The sequence below is a fragment of the Streptomyces liangshanensis genome (assembly GCF_011694815.1).
Taxonomy (GTDB): Bacteria; Actinomycetota; Actinomycetes; order Streptomycetales; family Streptomycetaceae; genus Streptomyces; species Streptomyces liangshanensis.
On record NZ_CP050177.1, the window covers coordinates 6,290,854 to 6,312,549 of the forward strand.

Annotated in this window: 4 protein-coding genes; all 4 read left to right on the forward strand. The window is 74.0% G+C overall.

Annotated features, from left to right (window positions below):
- The first annotated feature begins 116 nt into the window (after positions 1–116).
- The 4 genes from HA039_RS27345 (at position 117) to HA039_RS27360 (ending at position 21,671) form a co-directional block, all read left to right on the forward strand.
- Complete coding sequence (locus tag HA039_RS27345) at positions 117–1,355, forward strand: NAD(P)/FAD-dependent oxidoreductase (protein WP_167034007.1); 1,239 nt, start codon at positions 117–119, stop codon at positions 1,353–1,355.
- 290 nt (positions 1,356–1,645) lie between these two features.
- Positions 1,646–2,779 carry an aromatic ring-hydroxylating oxygenase subunit alpha gene (locus tag HA039_RS27350; RefSeq protein WP_167034008.1) on the forward strand — a complete coding sequence of 378 codons (1,134 nt, stop codon included), beginning with the start codon at positions 1,646–1,648 and terminating at the stop codon, positions 2,777–2,779.
- A complete protein-coding gene (locus tag HA039_RS27355) occupies positions 2,776–12,474 on the forward strand; it encodes a polyketide synthase (RefSeq protein ID WP_167034009.1) in 9,699 nt (3,232 codons plus the stop codon). The genes HA039_RS27350 and HA039_RS27355 overlap by 4 nt, the downstream gene beginning before the upstream one ends.
- Entirely contained in the window at positions 12,471–21,671 is a 9,201-nt protein-coding gene (locus tag HA039_RS27360) for an SDR family NAD(P)-dependent oxidoreductase (RefSeq protein WP_167034010.1), read from the forward strand. Before HA039_RS27355 ends, HA039_RS27360 begins: the two co-directional genes overlap by 4 nt.
- Positions 21,672–21,696 lie beyond the last annotated feature (25 nt).

Here is a 21,696-nt window from a genome sequence, read left to right on the forward strand (position 1 = left end):
CCGCTCCCGCGTGGGAACTTTGCCTTCCGCTTACCTGCTCTTGACTCTTGGTGCAGCGGTTCTCTAATCTCTCGCACATCGTCGACACATCGGTCGGAAGCCAACAGGGGAGAACCATGTACGACGTTATTGTCGTGGGCGCACGCTGTGCAGGATCGCCTGTCGCCATGCTTTTGGCCCGCCAAGGTCACCGCGTTCTGATGGTTGATCGTTCATCATTTCCCAGTGACGCGGTTTCGACCCACTACATTCACCAGGCCGGCCTTTCCCGCCTGAAGGACTGGGGGCTGCTCGACGAGGTCATCGACGCGAAGACACCGGCGATCCGCAAGATGAACTTCTCGTACCGCGGCATCGAATTGAACGGATTCGCCGAGCCCATCGACGGAATCGACGCGGTGTACTGCCCGCGCCGCGTCGTCCTCGACGAGATCCTCGTCAACGCGGCGCGCCGCGCCGGTGTGGAGGTCATCGAGGGCTTCACCGTCTCCGGAGTGGTCTCCTCCGACGGCCGGGTGACCGGTATCCGGGGGCGTACGGGCGACGGCCCCGAGCGGGAGTTCCGCTCGACGGTCGTGGTGGGCGCCGACGGGTTCCATTCCACGGTCGCCAAGGCGGTGGGCGCCGGGCTCTACAACGTCCGCCCCGCCTCCGGATTCATCTACTACTCGTATTTCAGCGGCCTCGACTGGGGCCTGAACCACAAGACCGGGTTCAACGAGAACTGGATCGGCACGTGGCCCACCAACGGCGACGTCACCATGCTGGCCACCATCTGCGCCCGTGACCAGCTCAAGGAGTTCCGCCAGGACGTCGACAACCGCTTCCAGGGGGTCTTCGACGACATCGTGCCCGAGCTCGGCGCCGAGCTGCGCGACCGGGGCACCCGCGAGGAGCCCTTCAAGCCGATGCGCTACCCGGACAACTACTACCGGCAGGCCCACGGCCCGGGCTGGGCCCTGGTCGGCGACGCCGGCTACCACAAGGACCCGCTCACCGGCTGGGGCATCACGGACGCCTTCCTGCACGGGGAGCTGCTCGCGGCCCGGCTCCACGAGGGCCTGGCGGGGGAGCGGCCCATGGAGGAGGCCCTCGCCGAGTACCAGGCGACGCGCGACGAGGAGAGCGCGGGGGTGTACGACTACACCACCACCCTCGCCGAGCTCACCCCTCTGCCGCCGTTCCTCGACCTGGTCCTCAGCTCCGTCAGCACCAGCCAGGAGTGGACGGACAAGATGCTCGGCCTGATAGCCGGCGGCGTCGAGGACCACGAGATCTACGCGCCGGACAACCTGAAGCGCCTCTTCGACGACGCGGGTGTCCCCGAGGAGAAGCGGCTCTACGACTTCTCCTAGGCCGGTTCGTCCGCACCGTTCAGCCGTAACTCTCACCCGTACCTCTCACCGAATTCATCCAGCACAGCCGTCCGCCGTGCGATTGTCACCCGAATAATCCGTGGCAGTCGCACGGCCGACGTGCGGTCGGCCAAAGGTCCCCCCACGCCTTTCACTGCCTTGCGCCGAGCAATAGACGCTCGTTTCTCACGCCACACTTCTTTACCGAGCATCCGCTCACGGCAGTCCTTTCACCGCCCTTTCACGCCTTTTCACCATGGGGAGTCCTGGGGATGACGCGCGCGTCCAGCATGTTCGATCTCATTGACGAGCAGGATGAGGAAAGGCCCTATTTCGAGACGGGCGGGGTCGGCCGTTCGCACGACTTCTACACCGGTGAGCGCCAGCACCGGCGGGAGATGGCGCGGATCTACGGCCGGCGCTGGCTGCCGGTGGACCACGTGTCCCGGCTGAAGGAGAAGGGGTCGTACAGCACCCTCAACATCGGCACCGGCTCCGTGCTGCTGATGCACGGTGACAACGGCATCCAGGCGTACCACAACTACTGCCGGCACCGGGGTTACAAGCTGGTGGAGGAGGCCACGGGCAAGCGCCAGAGTGTGGTGTGTCTCTACCACTGCTGGGTGTACGACAGGAACGGCAAGCTCAAGAGCCTCAACGGCACCTACTTCGACCACTTCTTCGAGAAGGAGAAGAACGGGCTGGTGCCGGTCAGGACCGAGGTCAGGTTCGGTGTGGTCTTCATCGCGTTCTCCGACGACGCGCCCGATCTCGACGCCTCCCTGGGGCAGTTCGGCGAGTTCGCCCGGGTCTACGAGCTGGCCGAGCTGGAGTGTGTGCAGGCGAAGGACTACCCGGTCGCCTCGAACTGGAAGCTCGTCGCGCACAACGTCAACGAGAGCCTGCACTTCCCCACCGCGCACAAGGACCTGCACCGCATCACCGACTTCGACGACGCCGGCACGTACGACCTCAAGGGCGACATCGTCGGCGCCTGGCAGTCGATCCGCGGGGGCTACAACTCCGTCTCCATGACGGGGCGCAGCGGGCGCTCGCCCATGCCGCTCGTCCCCGAGGGCGACCAGCAGAAGATCAACTGGATCACCATCCTGCCCAACCTCCTGTTCGGCTTCACCGCCGACTACGTGATGATGCAGTGGGTCTGGCCGGAGAGCCCCGGCACCTGTTTCGTACGGCACTTCTGGCTCTTCCACCCCTCGGAGACCGCCAAGGACGACTTCTCCCACGAAGCGGTGTTCGCGCTCTGGGACAAGGCCAACTACGAGGACTGGGAGCTGTGCGAGCGCACCCAGCGCGGCCTGTCCAACCCGATGTGGGCGCCGGGCCAGCTCTCCCTCGACGAGGAAGTCGTCTCGCAGATCGACGCGTGGGTCGCCCGCGAGACCGAAGAGGACGAGGGATGACCATGTCCGCGAACTGCTACCTCATAGGCGGGACCCGCGTCCTCACCCAGTGCGCCACGCGCCTGCTGGACGCCGGCGTGCGGATCGAGGGCATCCTCAGCGACGACGCGGCCGTGGCGGCCTGGGCCGCCGAGCACGGCGTCGAGGTGCTCGACCCCCGCGCCGACCTGGTGACCACCCTCTCCGCCCGGCCCTTCGACTACCTGTTCAGCATCGTCAACTTCCGCATCCTGCCCCAGGACGTCCTGGACCTGCCGGCCGTCGCGGCCGTCAACTTCCACGACGGGCCGCTGCCCCGCTACTCCGGCAGCCACGTCGCCGCCTGGGCGCTGTTCGAGGGCGCGACCCGGCACGCCGCGACCTGGCACCTGATGACCCGGGCGGTCGACGCCGGCGGCGTCCTGCTGGAGCGGTGGTTCCCCGTACGCGCCCACTCCACGGCGCTGTCCCTGACGTACGAGACGGCCGAGGCGGGCGCCGAGCTGTTCGGCGACCTCGTGCCGCACGTCGTCGCGCGGACCCTGCCCGACCCCGTCGACACCAGCGACCGCGAACGGCGCTTCTACCGGCGCTCCGCCCGGATGGCCTCGGGCGGACTGATCCACGCGGGCACCTCGGCGGCCGAGGCGGAACGTATCGCCAAGGCCCTGGACTACGGCTCCTTCCCCAACCCCCTCGGCATGCCCGCGCTGGTCACCGCGCTCGGCGCCGTCCTCACCCAGCAGGTCAGGGTCGTCCCCGGCGACAACGCGGCCGGCGCCATGACGGTCGTCTCGGTGACCGAGTCCGCCCTGCGGCTCGCCGCCCCCGACGGAGACCTCCTGCTCAGCGACTTCACCTCGGTCGACGGGAGCGCGCTGAGCGGCCAGGGCGCGGCCCAGCGGCTCGGCATCACCCCCGGCGGCCGGCTGCCCGCCGTGCCCGAGGACCGGCTCGCCGCCATCGCCGCCGCCCAACGGCCCCTGCGGACCGACGAACCGTGGTGGCGCGAACGCCTCGGCGACCTGCGGCCCGCCCCGCTGGAGACCACCGACTTCTCCGCGACGTCCGCGCACTACGGGCGCTTCGGCCTCGCGTACACCCCGGGATCCGGCACGGAGCGGACCGCCCTCGTCCGGGCCTTCCTCGCCGTGCTGGCCACGCGCATGGGGGAGCCCGTCTTCGACTTCGCCTGGTCGCCGTCGGCCGCGCGCGCCCTGGCCGACGAGACGCACGGGCTGGCCGCCGCGCGGGTCCCGGTGCGCTTCGACGCCCGGACGGACCGCACCGGCACGCTGGCGGACCGGCTGGCCGAGGTCGCGGACAAGCACGGCTACGCCGTGGACCTGGAGGTACGGCTCGGGCTCGCCCGACGCCCGCCCGGGTCCCGCACCTTCACCCGCGTCATGGTCCTGGAGCGCCGGGAGGACGAGGAGGCGTCGGTCGAGCCGGACACCGAGATCGCCCTGCTCTGCCTGGAGGACGGGCCGCCCGTGCTCTTCGTGCGCGAGACCGCGATGGACGAGGCCGAGGCGCTGGAGTTCACCGAACTGGTGGAGGACGCGGCGCTGGCGGCGCTGCTGCACGGGGAGGAGGCGCTCTGGCCTTCCGGCTCCGGGATGGAGGCGGCGGCGACCGGCGACCGGTCCGCTGCCGGTGTGGACGCGAGCGAAGACGCCGGTGTCGGTGTGGACACGGATGACGCTGGCGGTGTCGGTGTCGGTGGGGACGCCGAGGCTGTCGGTGTCACCGTGCTGGACCTGTTCGCGGAGGTCGTGGCCGAGCGGCCCGGCGCCCTCGCGGTCCGCAGCGGCGACCACCACCTCGACTACGCGGGACTGGACACCTGGGCCGACGCCGTCGCGGCCCGGCTGTACGAACAGGGCGTCGGACCCGGCTCCGTCGTCGGGGTGCTGGTCAGGCGCGGCCCCGAACTGATCCCCGCGATGCTCGGCATCCTGCGCTCCGGCGCCGCGTTCCTGCCGCTGGACCCCGACTACCCGGTGCAGCGGCTGAGCCGCTACCTGGACGTCTCCCGCTGCGAGTTGATCCTCACCGACGCGCACACCGACGCCCTCGGCACCTCGCTCGGCCCGGCGCTGCGGGTGCCCGAGGCGGACGGCTCGGTCCTCGCCGTCGCCCCGCCCGTCGCCCCGGCCGACCTGGCGTACACCCTGTTCACCAGTGGTTCGACCGGTGAACCCAAGGGCGTCGAGGTGGAACACGCGGCCCTCGCCCACTTCCTCACGGGGATCGGCGGCCGCCTCGGCTCGTCCGCCGAGGACGTCGTGCTCGCGCACACCACCACCGCCTTCGACATCTCGCTGCTCGAACTCCTCCTGCCCCTCACGGTCGGCGGGACCGTCGTGATGGCGTCCCGCGAGGCCGCCCGCGACCCGCGACGGCTCGCCGGACTGCTCGGCGAGGTGACGGTCGCTCAGGCCACCCCGAGCATGTGGCGCCTGCTCCTGGCCACGGGCTGGACCCCGCACGAGCGGCTCGCCGTCCTGTCGGGCGGCGAGGCACTGCCGCCTTCGACGGCCGGGCAACTGCACGCGACCGCGCGGCAGGTGTGGAATCTGTACGGTCCCACCGAGGCGACGATCTGGGCGTCGTGCCACCGGGTGGAGTCGGTGGGAACCTTCCTGCCGCTCGGCGAACCGCTGCCCGGCATGGAACTGCACGTCCTGGACGCGGAGTTGCTGCCCTGCCCGGCCGGCACCCCGGGTGACCTGTACCTCTCCGGGGCCGGGCTGGCCCGGGGCTACGCGGGGCGTCCCGACCTCACGGCGGAGGTCTTCACCGTCCATCCCGGGACCGGGACCCGCCTCTACCGGACGGGCGACGAGGCCCGGCGGCACGACAACGGCGCGATCGAGTGGCTGGGGCGCGCCGACGCGCAGGTGAAGGTACGAGGCAACCGCATCGAGCCCGCCGAGATCGAGCGGGTCCTGGAGCGGTACGAGGGCGTCACGGCGGCCGTGGTCGTCGCCGCGCCCTTCGAAGGTGTCGGCGAACCGCGCCTGACCGCCTACCTGGTGGCGGACCGCGCGCTCGTGAAGTCCGCCCTGGACGCCCAGGTGGGCGCCGGGCTGCCGGACTACATGGTGCCCGACGCGTATGTGCCGGTCGACGCGCTGCCGTTGACCGACAACGGCAAGATCGCCCGGGCGCGGCTGCCGCTGCCTACGCGCGTCAACATCCTGCGGTCGGGTGACGGGCCTGCGGTGACCGTGGTCAGCCCTGGGGCGAACATGCCGGTTCCCGGGGCCGTACCGGAGTCAGCACTCGCACAGGTGGTGCCCGCGGCGGCGCCTGCTCCCGCGCCCGTCGTCCCCGCTTCCGTCCCGGCTTCCGTCCCGGCTTCCGTCCCGGCCTCGGTTCCCGTGTCCGCGGAGGCCGAGCCGGTGCGTACCGCGCCCGGTTCGCTGACGGCCACCGTCGGCCGGGTCCTCGCGTCCGTCGTCGGACAGCGGTCCCTCGCCCCGGACGACAACTTCTTCGACCTCGGCGGCGATTCCGCGAACGCGTCCCTCGCCGCGGTGGCGCTCAGCCGCGAACTCGGGGCCGACATCAGCCCCACCTCGCTCTTCGCCACCGGCACGCCCGCCCGCCTCGCCCAACTCCTGCGCGACGAGGGTGTGGTGACGGACGAGGAGCCGGCGGCCGAGGCCGTACCACCGCCGCTGTCCGGACAGCGGCCTCCGGCCGTGGAGCAGCACGCGCCCGTACCGCAGTCCACCCCCGTCCGCCAGCCGGAGCCGGTGCAAGAGCCCCTGTCCGTAAGGGAATCCGCACCCGCCCGGCCCGCCGACGACGGCCACGACGTCGCCGTCATCGGGATGGCCTGCCGGTTCCCCGGCGCGGCCACGCCCGACGAGTTCTGGGCCAATCTCGCCGCCGGTGCGGCCGGGGTCGGTGAGCCGCCCGCCGGGCACCGGGGCTGGGGCCACCTGTGGTCCGACACCGACGAGGTGCGGATGGGATGGGTCGACGGCGTCGAGCACTTCGACGCGGCGCGGTTCGGCATCACCGACCGGGAGGCGCGGCGGCTCGACCCGCTCCAGCGGATGCTGCTCAGCGTCACGGACGAGGCGCTGGAGGGCGCCGGCCACGACCACACCACCCTCGGCGCGAGCACCGGTGTGTTCATCGGCACCATCGCCAGCGACTTCCCCGACCTGATCGCGGGCAGCATCGGCCACAACGACCCGCACGCGGCGACGGGCACGGCCATCTCCATGATCGCCAACCGGCTGTCGCACGTCTTCGACTGGACGGGGCCGAGCTTCGCCGTCGACACCGCCTGCTCGTCGTCGCTGGTCGCGCTGCACCAGGCGGTCACCCACCTGCGGGTGGGTGACATCGACGCCGCCGTCGTCGGCGCCGCGAACCTGGTCCTGACCCCCGACAAGAGCCGCGCCTTCCGCCGGAACGGGATGCTCTCGCCGCAGGGCGTGTGCCGCGCGTTCGACGAAGGGGCCGACGGTTACGTACGGGGCGAGGGCTGCGGGGTCGTGGTCCTCAAGCGACTCGCCGACGCCGAACGCGACGGCGATCCCGTGCTGGCCGTGGTGCGCGGAACGGCCGTCAACCACACCGGCGCGAGTGCCGGATTCCTCACGGCGCCCAGCAGGACCGCGCAGGAAGCGGTGATCCGCAAGGCACTCGCGGTGGCCGGGGTGGCCGACGGCGGACTGGGTTACGTCGAGGCGCACGGTACGGGCACCCAGCTCGGCGACCTGATCGAACTGGAGGCGTTGCAGGCCGCGTTGGCGGGCGCCGCCACGGGCTCGGTCGCGGTCGGCTCGGTGAAGACCAACATCGGCCATCTGGAACCCGCCGCGGGAATCGCCGGACTGATCAAGACGGTCCTGGCGCTCCAGGCCGGCGCGGTCCCGCCGTCCGTCCATCTCGCCTCGCCCAACCGGGCGTTCCGGTTCGAGGCCTCCCCGCTGTTCGTCCCCGACCGGCTCACCCCGTGGTCGGGACCGCGCGTCGCGGGCGTCAGCAGCTTCGGCTTCGGCGGCGCCAACGCGCACGTCGTCCTGGCGGCGCCGCCCGAGCGCCCCGCGGCCCCCGACGGGTCCGGGCCCTGCCTGCTCACCCTGTCGGCGGGCTCGGAGGACGGCCTCCGTACGCTGGCGGAGCGGCTGGTCACCCTGCTGCGCTCGCCGCACTGCCCGCCTCTCCAGGCCCTCGCCGTGGCGGCGAGGCACCGGTCGGGCGCCGCGCACCGGCTGGCCTGCGTCGTCGACAGCGTCGAGCAACTCGACGACAAGCTCAGCCTGTTCCTGGCGGGCGTGGGCCGCACGCGGTCGCTGTACACCGGCGTGACGGACGGCGAGCCGCGCGGGGCGACCCTGCCCCGGTCCGGTGACGGGACGGGCCGCGCCGCCCTCGACCTGACGGCCCGCCGCTATGTCGCGGGCGAGGCACTGCCCGCCGAGGACCGGCGGGCGGGGGTGCGCTTCCCGACCGCCCCGCACGACGAGAGGTACCTGTGGCTCGAACCGGCGTCGGCCGGGGCGGGGGCGGCGGCTCCCGCCGTACCCGAACGAGCCCAGCCGCAGGCGCCGTCGGCGCAAGCCGCGCCCCCGACACCTGCCGTACCCACGACACCCCCGGCACCGGCCGTACCCACGGCACCCGCGACACCTGCCGGGCCGACCGTCCGGACCTGGACGGATCACCCCGAGGCCGCCGAGCACGTGGTCCTCGGCCGCCCGACGCTCCCCGGCGCCGGATACCCCGGCAAGGTCGCCGAGTTGCTCGGCCGTGACACCTTCGGGCTGCGGGACGTGACGTTCCGCGCGGCCGTCCGCCTCCCCGCGACCCTCGTCGCGGAACGGGCGGGCACGGGTGTGGTGTTCCGGGACGGCACCGGCGCGATGGTGTGCAGCGCGGACGTGACCGAAGTGGCGGACGCCACCGGGTCGTTGACCGACAGCCTGCTCGCGGGCGGCGCGTTCCCCGACCTCGCGACCCCCGACCTCTCGTCCGAGGGCGGCTTCAGCCCGGTCGAACCGGAGGACATGTACCGCGCCTTCGACCGGAACGGCCTCAGCTACGGTACGGGCTTCCGCTGCGTGACGGCCCTCGCCACCGCCCCCGGCGGCCGGGCGGCCGGCACCCTGAACGCCCCCCTCGCCCCGGACGGCGGCCTGGTGGACGCGCGGCTGCTCGACGGCGCCTTCCAGGTGGCACTCGCCGCCTGCGGTGCCGAGGGGCTCTACGTCCCCTTCACCATCGAGCGGCTGGCGGTACGGGGCCGGCTCTCCGGAGCCGTACGGGTGTACGCGCGCCGGGACCGCGACAGCGCGCCGGACTCCGGGCTGCTGACCGCGAGCCTCGTGGTGCTGGACGGCACCAGGCCCGTACTGGAGGCGAAGGGCATCACCTGGAAGCGGCTCTCCCCGCCTCCGCCGGCCGACGCGCCGCCGGCCGGGTCGGCGCCCCTTCGCGCCCCTCGTCCCGAGGCCACCGGGCCCGCCGCGCGCAACGGCCGCGGTCCCGCCGTGTCCGGGGGCGGCGGCCTGGGACCCGCGCTGGCGCAGTGGGTCGCGCAGGCCCTGGAGATCGACGTCGAGGCGCTGGAGCTGGACCGGCCGTTGCAGGAGCAGGGCCTCGATTCCATGCTCGCCGTCTCCCTGGCGCAGGACATCCGCGCGAAGCTGGACGTCGAGATCCCGGTGACGCTGGTCCTCGAAACCGGCACGGTCGCGAAACTGGCGGCGGAACTGCGCGACGAGTACGGCGTCACCTCCGCGCCGGCGGCGGCGGAGCCGCCCCGGGGCGGGTCGCCTTCCCCGGCGGCGGACGCGGAACTCGCGCCCGCACCCCGCGAAGTCGCCTCTTCGCGAACCGAGTTGCCGTCCGTACCGGCGCACCCCGCTTCCTTAGAGGCACAGCCGGCCCCCGCACGGCCGGTCACCGCCGAGTCGGCCCCCGCCCAGCCGGCCCCCGCGCGGGCGACCGTCGGCTCCACCCGGCGGGACCCGGTGGCGGTGGCGGACACCGACCGCCACGACATGGCCGTCGTCGGGGTCGACGGCGTCTTCCCCGGCGCCGCGAACACGGCCGAGCTGTGGCGGGTGCTGACGGACCGCGAGGACTGCCTCCAGGAGGTCCCCAAGGACCGCTGGGACATCGACGCCTACTACTCCACCGACGCCACCCCGGGCACGGTCTACCTGCGCCGGGCCGGGTTCGTGGACGAACTGACCGGCTTCGACGCCGGGTTCTTCCAGATCTCCCCGGCCGAGGCACGCTGGATCGACCCCCAGCAGCGCCACCTCGTCCAGTCCGCGTGGCGGGCGCTGGAGGACGCCGGCCTGGCGGGGGACGTCCGGAACCGGTCCGTGGGTGTCTTCGTGGGCGCGAGCTACCAGCACTACCGGGACGTCGTGGTCGGTGACGTCGTGCAGACGGCGGCCGGGCTCGGCAACCACAACGCGATCCTCGCGAACCGGGTGAGCTACTTCCTGGATCTGCGGGGTCCGAGCATGACGATCGACACGTTGTGTTCGTCGTCGTTGGTGGCGTTGCACACGGCGGTGCGGAGCATCCGTGACGGCGAGTGCGACCAGGCCGTCGTCGCCGGGGTCCACCTGGGGATGTCCCCGCAGTACTTCCAACTCGGCTCACGGCTGCGGTCGTTCTCGCCCACGGGCCGGTCGCGGGCGTTCGACGCGTCGGCGGACGGGTTCGTGCCGGGGGAGGGCGTGGTCACGGTCGTGATCAAGCCCCTGGCCGACGCGCTGCGGGACGGCGACCGCGTCCGCGGCGTCATCAAGGGCAGCGCCGTCAACCACGGCGGCCGCAGCAGCGGACTCACCGTGCCCAACAGCACGGCCCAACACGACGTCATCTCGGCCGCGTTGGCGGACGCCGGGGTGGGCGTGGACTCGATCGCGATGATGGAGGCGCACGGGACGGGCACCAGTCTGGGTGACCCGATCGAGGTGGACGGCCTGACCCGGGCCTGGCGCCGGCACACCGACCGCGCGCAGTTCTGCGCGATCGGTTCGCTGAAGAGCAACATCGGGCACCTCGAACCGGCGGCAGGACTGGCCGGGTTGGTGAAGGTGCTCCTCGCGATGGAGCACGAGGAGATCCCGGCGACGCTGCACGTGACCCGTCCCAACGACCACATCCGCTTCGAGGACACCCCGTTCTACGTGGCGGACGCGGCCGTGCCGTGGGCACGCGGGGACGACGGGTCGCCGCGCCGGGCCGCGCTCAGCGCGTTCGGGATGGGCGGGGTCAACGCGCACGTGATCATCGAGGAGCCGCCGGCGGTGGCGGCACGGGTTCCGGTGCCGCAGGACAGCCACGTCCTGCGGGTGAGCGGCACGACCGAAGAGGCCGTACGTGATCTGGCCACCTCCTACGCGCGTCACCTCGGCACCGCGCCCGCCCCGGACCTCGGTGACTTCACCTTCACCGCCAACACCGGGCGTGCCTCCCACCGCTACCGCACCGCTGTGACCGGTGCCGACACCGGTGAACTCATCGGCGGGCTCACGGCGGTGGCCGAGGGCGGCCGGCCCGTGGCCCGGCTGGCCAACCGGCCCGCGACTGGCGCGTTCCTGTTTACAGGACAGGGGTCCCAGTACAGCGGGATGGGCCGGGGGCTCTACGCGTCGGAGCCGCTGTTCCGCGCGGCGCTCGACGAGTGCGCGGAGCTGGTGGCCCCGTACACCGAACGCCCCCTGCTCGACGTGCTGTTCGGCGGCGAGGCGGGAGTGGTCGACCAGACGCGGTTCGCCCAGGCCGGCATCGTGGCCGTGCAGGTCGGGCTGGTCCGGCTGTTGGACGCGTGGGGGATCCGGCCCGACGTGGTGATCGGCCACAGCGTGGGCGAGTTGTCGGCGGCCTGGGCCGCGGGCGTCCTGTCCCTCCCGGACGTGATGCGCTGGGCCGCGCTGCGCGGCCGCTCGATGCAGGCGTGCCCGACGGGCGGTGCCATGGCGGTGGTCCACGCGGACGCGGACGCCGTACGGGCCGCGCTGGCCGGACACCCGGCGGTGGAGGTCGCCGCGTACAACGCCCCCCGCAGTGTGACGGTCAGCGGCCCGGAGACGGCCGTCGAGGCCTTCTGCCGGGCCACGTCCCACCGCACGACCGGGCTGACGGTCAGTCACGCCTTCCACTCGGCGGCCATGGACCAGGCACTGGCCCCGTTCGCCGACGCGGTGGCGGACACCCAACTGTCGACTCCACAGATCCCGTTGGTGTCGACCCTCTCGGGTGACTGGCACACCGGGTCCACCGTCGCCGATCCACGGGTGTGGGCGGAGTCGATCCGCCGTCCGGTCCTGTTCTCCGAGGGGCTGGAGCGGGTACGCGAGGCGGGGGCCCGGGTGTTCTGGGAGATCGGCCCGACGCCCGTCCTCACCACCCTGGGCCGGGCCTGCCTGCCGGACCCCGAGCTGCGGTGGTCGCCCACTTTGCGCCGGGGCCACGCGGACCAGCGGCAGCTCCACGACGCGCTGGCGGCCCACTACAACCACGGCCAGGCGGAGGTCCGTTGGGACGCGGTCCACCAGGGCAAGGACCAGCGCACCACCACCATCCCCACCTACCCCTTCGACCGGCAGCGCCTGAGCGCGCCCAGCACCCTCACCGCACCCCTCCCGCCCACTGGAGAAACGCGCACCGGCGGACATCCCCTGTTCGACCGGCACTACGTGAACGGGAACGAGGCACCGTGACCCACCGGGTGGAGACGTACGAGAAGACCTTCGCCGGCACCGACTCCTTCATCGCCCAGCACCGGTCCGCCGGTACGGGGATCCTGCCGGCCTCGATGCAGCTGGAGATGGCCGTCCTCGGCCTGCTCCGGCGCGGGGAGTTCACCCCTCTGGAGCTCACCGACCTGGCGTTCCTCCGGCCGTTCGCCGTACCCGCCGACGGCCACGGCATCGTCACCCTGGACGTGACCTTCGGCCCGCACCCCCGCTTCGAACTCACCGCGGGCCCGGACCGCAAGGCGCTGTCCACCGGATCGGGCCGGCCGCTGCCCGCCGCCCCGGCCGGCGTCACCGCGTGGGAGGTCCCCCGCGAGGAGCGGGTCACGCCCGAGGCGCTGTACGGCAGTTGGGCGCGGCACGGCCTGGAGTACGGCCCCGACTTCCGTACCGTACGGGACCTCCGCGTCGCGGACGGATCCGCCGAGGCCGTCCTGCGCAGCGACGCGGAGCCCCTGCCCTGGTACGCCCATCCGCTGCTCGTGGACGGGGTGTTCCAGGTGGTGAGCTGCGCGCTCCAGGACCCCGCGGAGCGCTCGGCGCCCGTACCGCTGCTGCCGATCGGCGTGGAGCGGTTCGCCCTCCTTCCCGGATTCGCCGGGCTCACGGGCCCGGTGACCGTCCGCGTCCGCAGGACCGCCGTGGAGGGCGCGTACTCGGTGGCGGACGCCCTCGTCCTCACCCCGGCCGGTGAGGTCGTCGCCGAACTGACCGGTGTGCGCATGCGCCGTCTGCCCCGGGCGGCCTCGCCCGGGAGCGCGGCCCTCACGCGGCTCGCCACCCGCGTCCACTGGACCGGGGCACCCGCCCCCGCGCCCCGCGAACCCGCCACCGGGACCTGGGTGGTCCTGCACCACGGCGACACCCACGCCCTGGGCGTCCGTACCGCCCGCGCCCTGCGGGCCGAGGGCGCCGAGGTGGTCGAGGTGGTGCCCGGAGGACCGGCGGGTGCGGCCGGCGGGGCGGATGCGGCCGATGCGGCCGGTTCCGCCGATGCGGCGGACGGCCGCCGGATTCTCCCCGAGATCGACGAGGAGGCCTTCCGGCGACTGTGGGAGGACCTCCCCGGGCCCGTCGAGGGTGTGGTGCACCTGTGGAACACCGGACCGGTCAGGCCGGCCCGCGACGAACTGCGCACCGGCCTGTACGGAGCCCTCGCCGCGGTCAAGACGCTCGGCGAACGACAGCGCAAGGCACGGTTCTTCGTCGTGACCGAGCAGGCGCAGCCGGTGGCGGACCGGGACCGGCCGGTGCCGGAGCGGGCGGCGGTCTGGGGCCTGATCCGGACGGCGGCCATCGAGTATCCCGGGCTGCGCCCGCGCCTCGTGGACGTCGGCCCGCTGGGGAGCGCGGAGGCCGCCGCCGGATCCGTGGCGGCGGCCCTGACCAGGACGGCACCGGCGGAGGGCGACGCGCTCCTGGCCGAGCTGGGCGGCGCGGGCCCGGTCGAGATCGCCTACCGCGACGGCGTGCGCCACCAGCCGGAGCGGGTGCCCCTGGACGGGCCCGGCGCGGCCCTGACCGGCCCTGACCGGCCGGGCGTCGACCGGTCGGGCGTCGGCCTGCCGGCCGCTGACCGGCCCGGGATCCGTCGGGGCGGGCGCTACCTGGTCCTCGGCGGGCACGGCGGCCTCGGCCTGGAGGTCGCCGCGCGCTTCGCCCGCGAGGGGGCCGCTGTGGTCGGCCTCGTCAGCCGCTCGGGGCGCGGCGACCGGGAGCGGCTCGCGGCGATCGAGGCGTACGGCTGCGCCGTCGTCTCCTTCGCCGTCGATGTCGCGGAACCGGGTGCCCTGACCGCCGTGGTGGCCGGATTCCGGGAGCAGTTCGGCGCGCCGCACGGCGTCGTGCACGCGGCCGGGACGCTCAAGGACGGGCTGATCCGCGGCGCCACCGCCGACGACGTCGCCGCCGTCCTGCGCCCCAAGGCCGACGGCCTGCGCGAGCTGGCCGCCGCCGTCGCCGGGACCGACCTCGACTTCGCCGTCCTCTTCGCCTCCGTGTCGGGCACCTTCGGCAACCTCGGGCAGGCGGGGTACGCGGCCGCCAACGCCTACCTCGACGCGTTCGCCCACGCCCACGGGGCGCCGTGGACCAGCATCGACTGGGGCCTGTGGGGCGAGGTCGGCATGGGCACCGCCGCGGCCGACCAGCTGCGCCGCCGGGGTGTCCGGCCGCTGGGGACGGCCGAGGCGCTCGACGCGCTGACGGCGGCGCTGCGGGGGGACGTACGCCAACTGGTCATCGCCCACGCGGACGTCGATCCGCGCGCGGAGCGGGCCGAGCGCGCCGACGCTGCCGTGGAGCCGGACGGGCAGGACCGGCCGGACGGCTCGGGGGCGGCGGCCTCGGACCGTGTCCGCGACCAACTGGCCGCCTTCCTCGGCGAACGTCTCGGTGTCGCCGGCTTCGACCGGAAGGCGCCGCTCGCCGACTACGGCATCAACTCCATCATGAGCGTGGAGCTTTCGGAGGAACTGTCCCGCCGCTGGGACGTCCGGCTGCCCGCCACGCTGTTCCTGGAGTACGCGGACTTCGCCGATCTCGCCGACGCCCTGACCGAGCGGTACGGGGTCAGCCCGGAGGCGCCGACTCCCGTACCGCACAGCGCTGTTGAGCCGCAGGCCCCAGCGACCGCCACTGCGACTGTGCCTGTGACTGCGGCACAGGCACCGGAGCGAATACCGGCACCACGAATACCGGCGCCACAAGCGCCGGCCCCCCGCCGCGCCCCGCGCCCCGGCGACATCGCCGTCGTCGCCGTGTCCGGGGACCTCCCCGGCGCCACCGACCAGGCGGCGTTCTGGCGGATGCTGCGTTCCGGCGGACACGCCTTCACCGACGTCCCCGCCGAACGCTGGAGCGCCGACGCCCACTTCGAGGACCGCGGGCCGCACATGACGGGGACGTACTGCCGTACCGGCGCCTTCGTCTCCGGGCTCGACCGCTTCGACCCGAAGTTCTTCGGTGTCTCCGTCCGTGAGGCCGAGGAGATGGACCCGCAGCAGAAGCTCCTGCTCGAACACGCGTGGTCGGTCATCGACGACAGCGGGCTCGCGGGACGCCGGGACGTCGGTGTGTTCGTCGGTGCCACCTACACCCACCACCGCGACGCCCGGGGCCTGGACGCCGTGGGACCGCACACCGCGCTGGGCTCCATGAACGCGGTGCTCGCCAACCGCATCTCGTACGCCCTCGATCTCACCGGCCCCTCCCAGACCGTCGACACCCTGTGCTCCTCCTCCCTGGTCGCCGTACAGCAGGCGGTCATGGCGCTGCGTACCGGCCAGTGCGGCGCGGCGATCGTCGCCGCCTGCCACGTGGGGCTCACGCCGTGGTACTACCGCAGCCTGAGCCAGCTCGGCGCCCTGTCGCCGACGCTTCCCCGGCCCTTCGACGACCGGGCCGACGGGTTCGTGCCCGGCGAGGGCGCGATCGCCGTCGTGCTCAAGCCGCTCGCCGACGCCGAACGCGACGGGGACCGCGTCCTGGGCGTCGTCAAGGGGGCGGCCGTCAACCACGGCGGTCGCGGCAGCGCCCTGCCCGTGCCCCGCAGCGAGGCGCAGGTCGCGGTAATCCGCGCTGCCCTCGCCGACGCCGAGGTGCCGGCCTCGGACATCACCCTCGTCGAGACCCACGGCACCGCGACCCGGCTCGGCGACCCGATCGAGATCGCCGCGCTCGCCGAGGTGTTCGGCGGGGACGACGAGCGGCAGGACCCGTGTTTCCTCGGGTCGGTCAAGGCGAACATCGGGCACCTGGAGCCCGCGAGCGGTCTGGCCGGGCTGGTCAAGGTGCTGCTCTGCCTCAGGCACCAGGAGATCCCGCCCCTGGCCGGGTACGAGACGCCGGGCACCCACGTCGACCTCGCGGCCGGCCCGTTCGTCGTGCCCACCGAACCCCTGCCGTGGCCGTCGCGGGCGGACCGTCCGCGCCGCGCCGGGATCAGCGCCTTCGGCATGGGCGGCACCAACGCCCACGTGGTGGTGGAGGAGTACGTGGCACCGGTGGCGCCCGCGCACGCGGCCTCCGGGCCGCCCCGCGCCCACCTCCTCGTCCTGTCGGGGCACACCCCCGAGGCGCTCGCCCGCCGCGCGGGCGACGTGGCACGCCTCCTCGCCGCCGACCCGGCGCCCGACCCCGGCGCCCTGTGCTTCTCAGCCGCCGTCGGGCGGGACCACCTGCCGCACCGGATCGCCGTCCTCGGCGCGACCGCCGCCGGCCTGCGGACCGCCCTGGAGCAGGCGCTCCGCGCCCCGGTGGTCCCAGGCACGGTCGTACGCGGCGACACGCCCGAGGACCACGACCTCACCCGCCTCGCCCACCGCTACACCGCCGGGGAGAAGGTCGACTGGAGGCGTACGTTCGACACCGCGCCCCCGCGCCGGGTGCCGCTGCCGCCCTACCCCTTCCGCGACGTCCCCGACCCCGTACCGGACACCGCAGCCCCCGATGCCCTGGGCGAGGTGGCCGCGCGCGTCACACGAGCCCACCGCGTCTTCGGCGACGCGACCGTCCCGGCCGCGCTGCTCCTCGCCCGGGGATGGGAGCGGCACCCCGTCCTGGAGCGGATCTCCCTGCTGGCAAGGGGAGTGGGCGAACACCCGCTCGTCAGTGACCTCGACGACCGCGTCTCCCAGGAGACCGTGACCTTCCGGTACGGCGACCTCGTCATCGCACGGCTGACACCGGGCCTGCCCGTCCCCGTACCGGACCTGGACACACCACCGGCGGACTCGCACCGGCTCGACGCCCTGCGGGCCGCCCACACACGGACCATGGAACCGGACGGCCTGTACGCCTGGTTCGCCGCCAAGGGCATGGACCTCGCCGCGCCGCTGCGCTCGATCACCCACATCCACTACAGCGCGTCGGGCGTGCTCGCCCGGATCGGCGGGGAGGACGAGAGCCAGGCGGTCCGTACGGTCGCGGCCCTCGACGCCGCGCTCCAGAGCATGGCCGTCCTCACCCTGGCCGACCCGGCCGCCTTCACCTCGACGTACCTCCCGGTGTCCGTCGGCCGCGCGGTGCGCCGGTCCGACCCGGCGCGCACCCGGTACGTCCATCTCCGCGCCGTCGAACAGGAACCGGACGGCACGCGGCGGGGTGACGTGACCCTGCTCGCCGCCGACGGCGAGGTGCTGGCCACGCTGGGCGACGTGGTCTACCGGCCGCTGCCGAACGCCGGACCCGTCCCGGGGGGCGCCCGGACCGTGGCGCGGAGCCCGCTGGTGCCGGTGGTCGGCGAGGAGGCCGTCACCCGTCTCGTACGCACGGTCCTGCGCGACCCGGACGTCAGGCCGGACACCTCGCTCTCGTCGGCGGGCCTGGACTCGATGCTGGCGACGTTGGTCGCGGCCGAGATCGAGGAGGAGTTGGGGGTACGCCTGGGCCCCACGGACGTGCTGGCGGCGCGGGACTGCCGGGCGCTGGCCGCGATGGTGGCGGAGCTGGCGCCGGAACCGGCGCGGGGCGCGGAGGTGGCGGAGGCGGACGTACAGGCCGAACGCCCGTCCTCCGAGACGGCGTTCGCGGAATGGACCCCCGCCGAACAGACCCCCGTTGAGCCCGCACACGCGGAGCCGGTTCACGCGCAACCTGCCCCCGCAGAGCCCGTCCAGGCCGAGCCCGTCCACGCGCAACCCCCCGTCCGCGCCCGGGACATGGCCGTCATCGGCCTCGCCTGCGCCCTTCCCGGCGCCACCGGCCCCGAGCGGTTCTGGGAGCTGCTCTCGCGCGGCGGCAACGGCGTGGGACAGGCGCCCCCGTCGCGGTGGCGGGGCGCCGATCCCGGTCGTACCGCGGCCGGCGGATTCCTGGACGACATCGAGGAGTTCGACGCGCGCTTCTTCGACTTCTTCCCCAAGCAGGCGGAGGTCCTGGACCCCCAGGCGCGCTGGCTGCTCCGCACGACCTGGGAGGCGCTGGAGTCGGCCGGGCTGCCCGCGGCCTCCGTGCCCGCGCGGACCGGTGTGTTCGTGGGCGCGAGCTACCAGCACTACAAGGACCAGAACATCGCCCCGGAGCTCGACGCGCCCAGCGGCCTCGGCAATCACAACGCCTTTCTCGCGAACCGGGTGAGTTACTTCCTGGATCTGCGGGGTCCGAGCATGACGATCGACACGTTGTGTTCGTCGTCGTTGGTGGCGTTGCACACGGCGGTGCGGAGCATCCGTGACGGCGAGTGCGACCAGGCCGTCGTCGCCGGGGTCCGGCTCGCGATGTCCCCCCTGCACTACGCCGCCATGGACAACCTCCGGGCCCTGTCCCCGACCGGCGCCTCCCGGGCGTTCGACGCGTCGGCGGACGGGTTCGTGCCGGGGGAGGGCGTGGTCACGGTGGTGATCAAGCCCCTGGCCGACGCGCTGCGGGACGGCGACCGCGTCCGCGGGGTCATCAAGGGGAGCGCCGTCAACCACGGCGGGCGCGGCAGCGGACTCACCGTGCCCAACAGCGCCGCCCAGGACGAGGTCATCGCCCAGGCGTTGAACGACGCGGGCGTCACGTCCGAGTCCGTGGCCATGGTCGAGGCCCACGGCACCGGTACGACCCTCGGCGATCCGATCGAGGTGGACGGCCTGACCCGGGCCTGGCGCCGGCACACCGACCGGACGCAGTTCTGCGCGATCGGCTCGTCCAAGAGCAACATCGGGCACCTCGAACCGGCAGCCGGACTGGCGGGGTTGGTGAAGGTGCTCCTCGCCCTGGAGCACGAGGAGATCCCGCCGACCCTGCACGTGACCCGTCCCAACGACCACATCCGCTTCGAGGACACCCCGTTCTACGTCGCCGACCGGCCGATCCCCTGGCCGCGCACGGACCGGGCGCCCCGGCGCGGCGCGGTGAGCGCCTTCGGGATGGGCGGTGTCAACGCGCACGTGGTCGTGGAGGAGGCGCCCGCCCTCCCGCCGCGCGGGCCCCTGCCCGCCCGGGAGCACGTCCTGCGGGTGAGCGGGGCGACGGAGGAGGCGGTACGGCGGCTGGCCGCCGCGTACGCCGACCGGTTCGCGGCGTCGGCCGGGGACCGGGAGACCGCCGACCTCTGCCACTCGGCGAACGTCGGCCGCTCGCCGCTGAGTCGCACGACGACGGTACGGGGGCGTGGTGCGGCCGGCCTGGTGGCGGAGCTGCGCGCCCTCGCGGACGGGCGGCCCTTCACGGCCGAACCGCACCGCGATCCCGCCTTCTGGGCCTCGCTCTCGGCGCCCGGCTCGCGGATCACGGACCTGCCCACCTACCCGTTCGCGCGGGGCCGGCACTGGCACATCAGGCCGGAGGCCGCTCCGGCCGCCCCCGTTCCGCCTGCCGCCGCGCCGACCCGGGCGGAGCCGGTCCCGGCCGACAGCGCGACGCCCGAGGCATGGCGGCTCGTGTGGCGGGCCGAGGGCATCCGCCCGGCGCCGGACGGCGTCGGGGATCCGTTCCTGCGGAGCGCGGCCGTCCGAGGCGCCGTCCGGGTGGTCGCGGCGGACCGCGACGTGACCCGCGCGGTCACCGCCGCCCTGCGGGACCTGGGCGTCTCGGTGGCCGAGGAGGAAGGAGTGGGCGGCCCGGTCGGCCCGGACAGTCCGGTTGAAGGGCTCGTGGTGGTCGCCGATGCCCCGGTACACCCTGATGTTGAAGCCGGGTTGGGCGCCTTCTGGGCCGACCTGCGCGCCCATGTCACGGCCCTGCCCGCCGGCGGGAAGCTGCTGTGGGCCGACCGGCACTCCGCCGTGGTGCTCGGCGCCGAGCGGGCCGGCCTGCGGCCCGACGCGGCGGCGCGCGTGACGGCCGTACGGGCCGCCGGCGCGGAGAACACGCTCGCCGTCACCACGCTGGACCTGGACCCGGACGCCCCCGCCGCCTCCCAAGCGGCCCTCGTCGCGGCCGAGTTCGCGGCGCTGCGCCCCGGCGACAACGCCGCCGTGGCCTACCGGCGGGGCGCCCGCTTCGTACCGGAACGGGTCGCGGCCGTCCCGGCGCCGCCCGCCAAGCTGACGGTCGACGGCTACTACCTGGTCACCGGTGGACTCGGCGCGGTCGGGCGGCAGTTGGCCGGTCACCTGATCGACCGGGGCGCCAAGCGGGTCGGCATCATCGGCCGCTCGGTGATCGACACCGCGCGGTCCGCCCCGCTGGCGGAGCTGCGGCGCCGGGCCGAGGTGGACTACCTGCCCTGCGACATCGCGGACGAGGGCGCCCTGGCGTCGGTCGCCGCACGGTTCGGCCAGGGCTGGGGCCGGCTGCTCGGCGTGGTGCACTCCTCCGGTGGCGTGAACCCCTTCGGGGCGGTCCGCCGCCGCGCGTGGGCGGACACCGCGAAGGTCACCGAGCCCAAGATCGCCGGCTCACGCCATGCGGTCCGCCTCGCGAAGGCGGAGGGCGCCGAGTTCGCCGTACTGGTCTCCTCGATCGCCGGGGTCCGGCCCGAGGCGGGCCGGGGACTGGTCGACTACGCCCTGGCCAACGCGTACCAACTGGCCCTGGCGGAGCGGGAGAACGGCCCCGACACGGCGGTCACCGCCCACGCCTGGCCGAACTGGTCGGGTACGGGCATGGCGGCGTCCGAGTCGTACGCCGCCGCGCACGCCCTGACCGTCGACCAGGCCCTGGAGGGCTTCGCCGGGCACCTGCGCTCGGGCGGGAGTGTGGTCTTCCCCGGCAGCGCGCTTCCCGCTCCCGCCGCGGGGTCGGAGCCCCCGACGGGCACCCCGATCCCGGCGAAGGCCAGCTCGCCCACCCTCCCGACGGCCGTCCCCGCAGCGGCCCCGACGAGCGTGCCGACGGTCCCCCCGGGGGCCGGCGGCCGTACCGCCGAGACCATGGCCGGCTTCGTCCGGGCCGCCTTCCTGCACGTGCTGGGCGAGGACCCCGGCCACCGGATCCTGCCCGAACTGGGCCTGGACTCCCTGGCCATAGCGGAGTTGGCGACCGCCATCGAGCAGCGCAGCGGCCGGACGGTCGACCCGTCCTTCCTGATGCGGGCCCGGACGGTCGACGACCTGGGGGCCCGGCTCGCCGCCGCCGAGGCCGGTACGGAGACCGGCGCGGGCACCGGCGCGGGCGACCCCGTGTCCCCGGAGCCCGGCCGGCCACCGGAGCCCGGCGGGGCGGCCCGCACACCGGACTCCGCGCTCAGCGCGCTCCTCCGTCCCCTGCTGACCCCGGACCAGGGCCGCTGAGCCCGTGCCGGACCGACCGTACGAA

Coding starts and splice junctions, on each gene's coding strand:
- HA039_RS27350 (WP_167034008.1), top strand. CDS start 1,646: ATGTTCGATCTCATTGACGAGCAGGATGAGGAAAGGCCCTATTTCGAG.
- HA039_RS27345 (WP_167034007.1), top strand. CDS start 117: ATGTACGACGTTATTGTCGTGGGCGCACGCTGTGCAGGATCGCCTGTC.
- HA039_RS27355 (WP_167034009.1), top strand. CDS start 2,776: ATGACCATGTCCGCGAACTGCTACCTCATAGGCGGGACCCGCGTCCTC.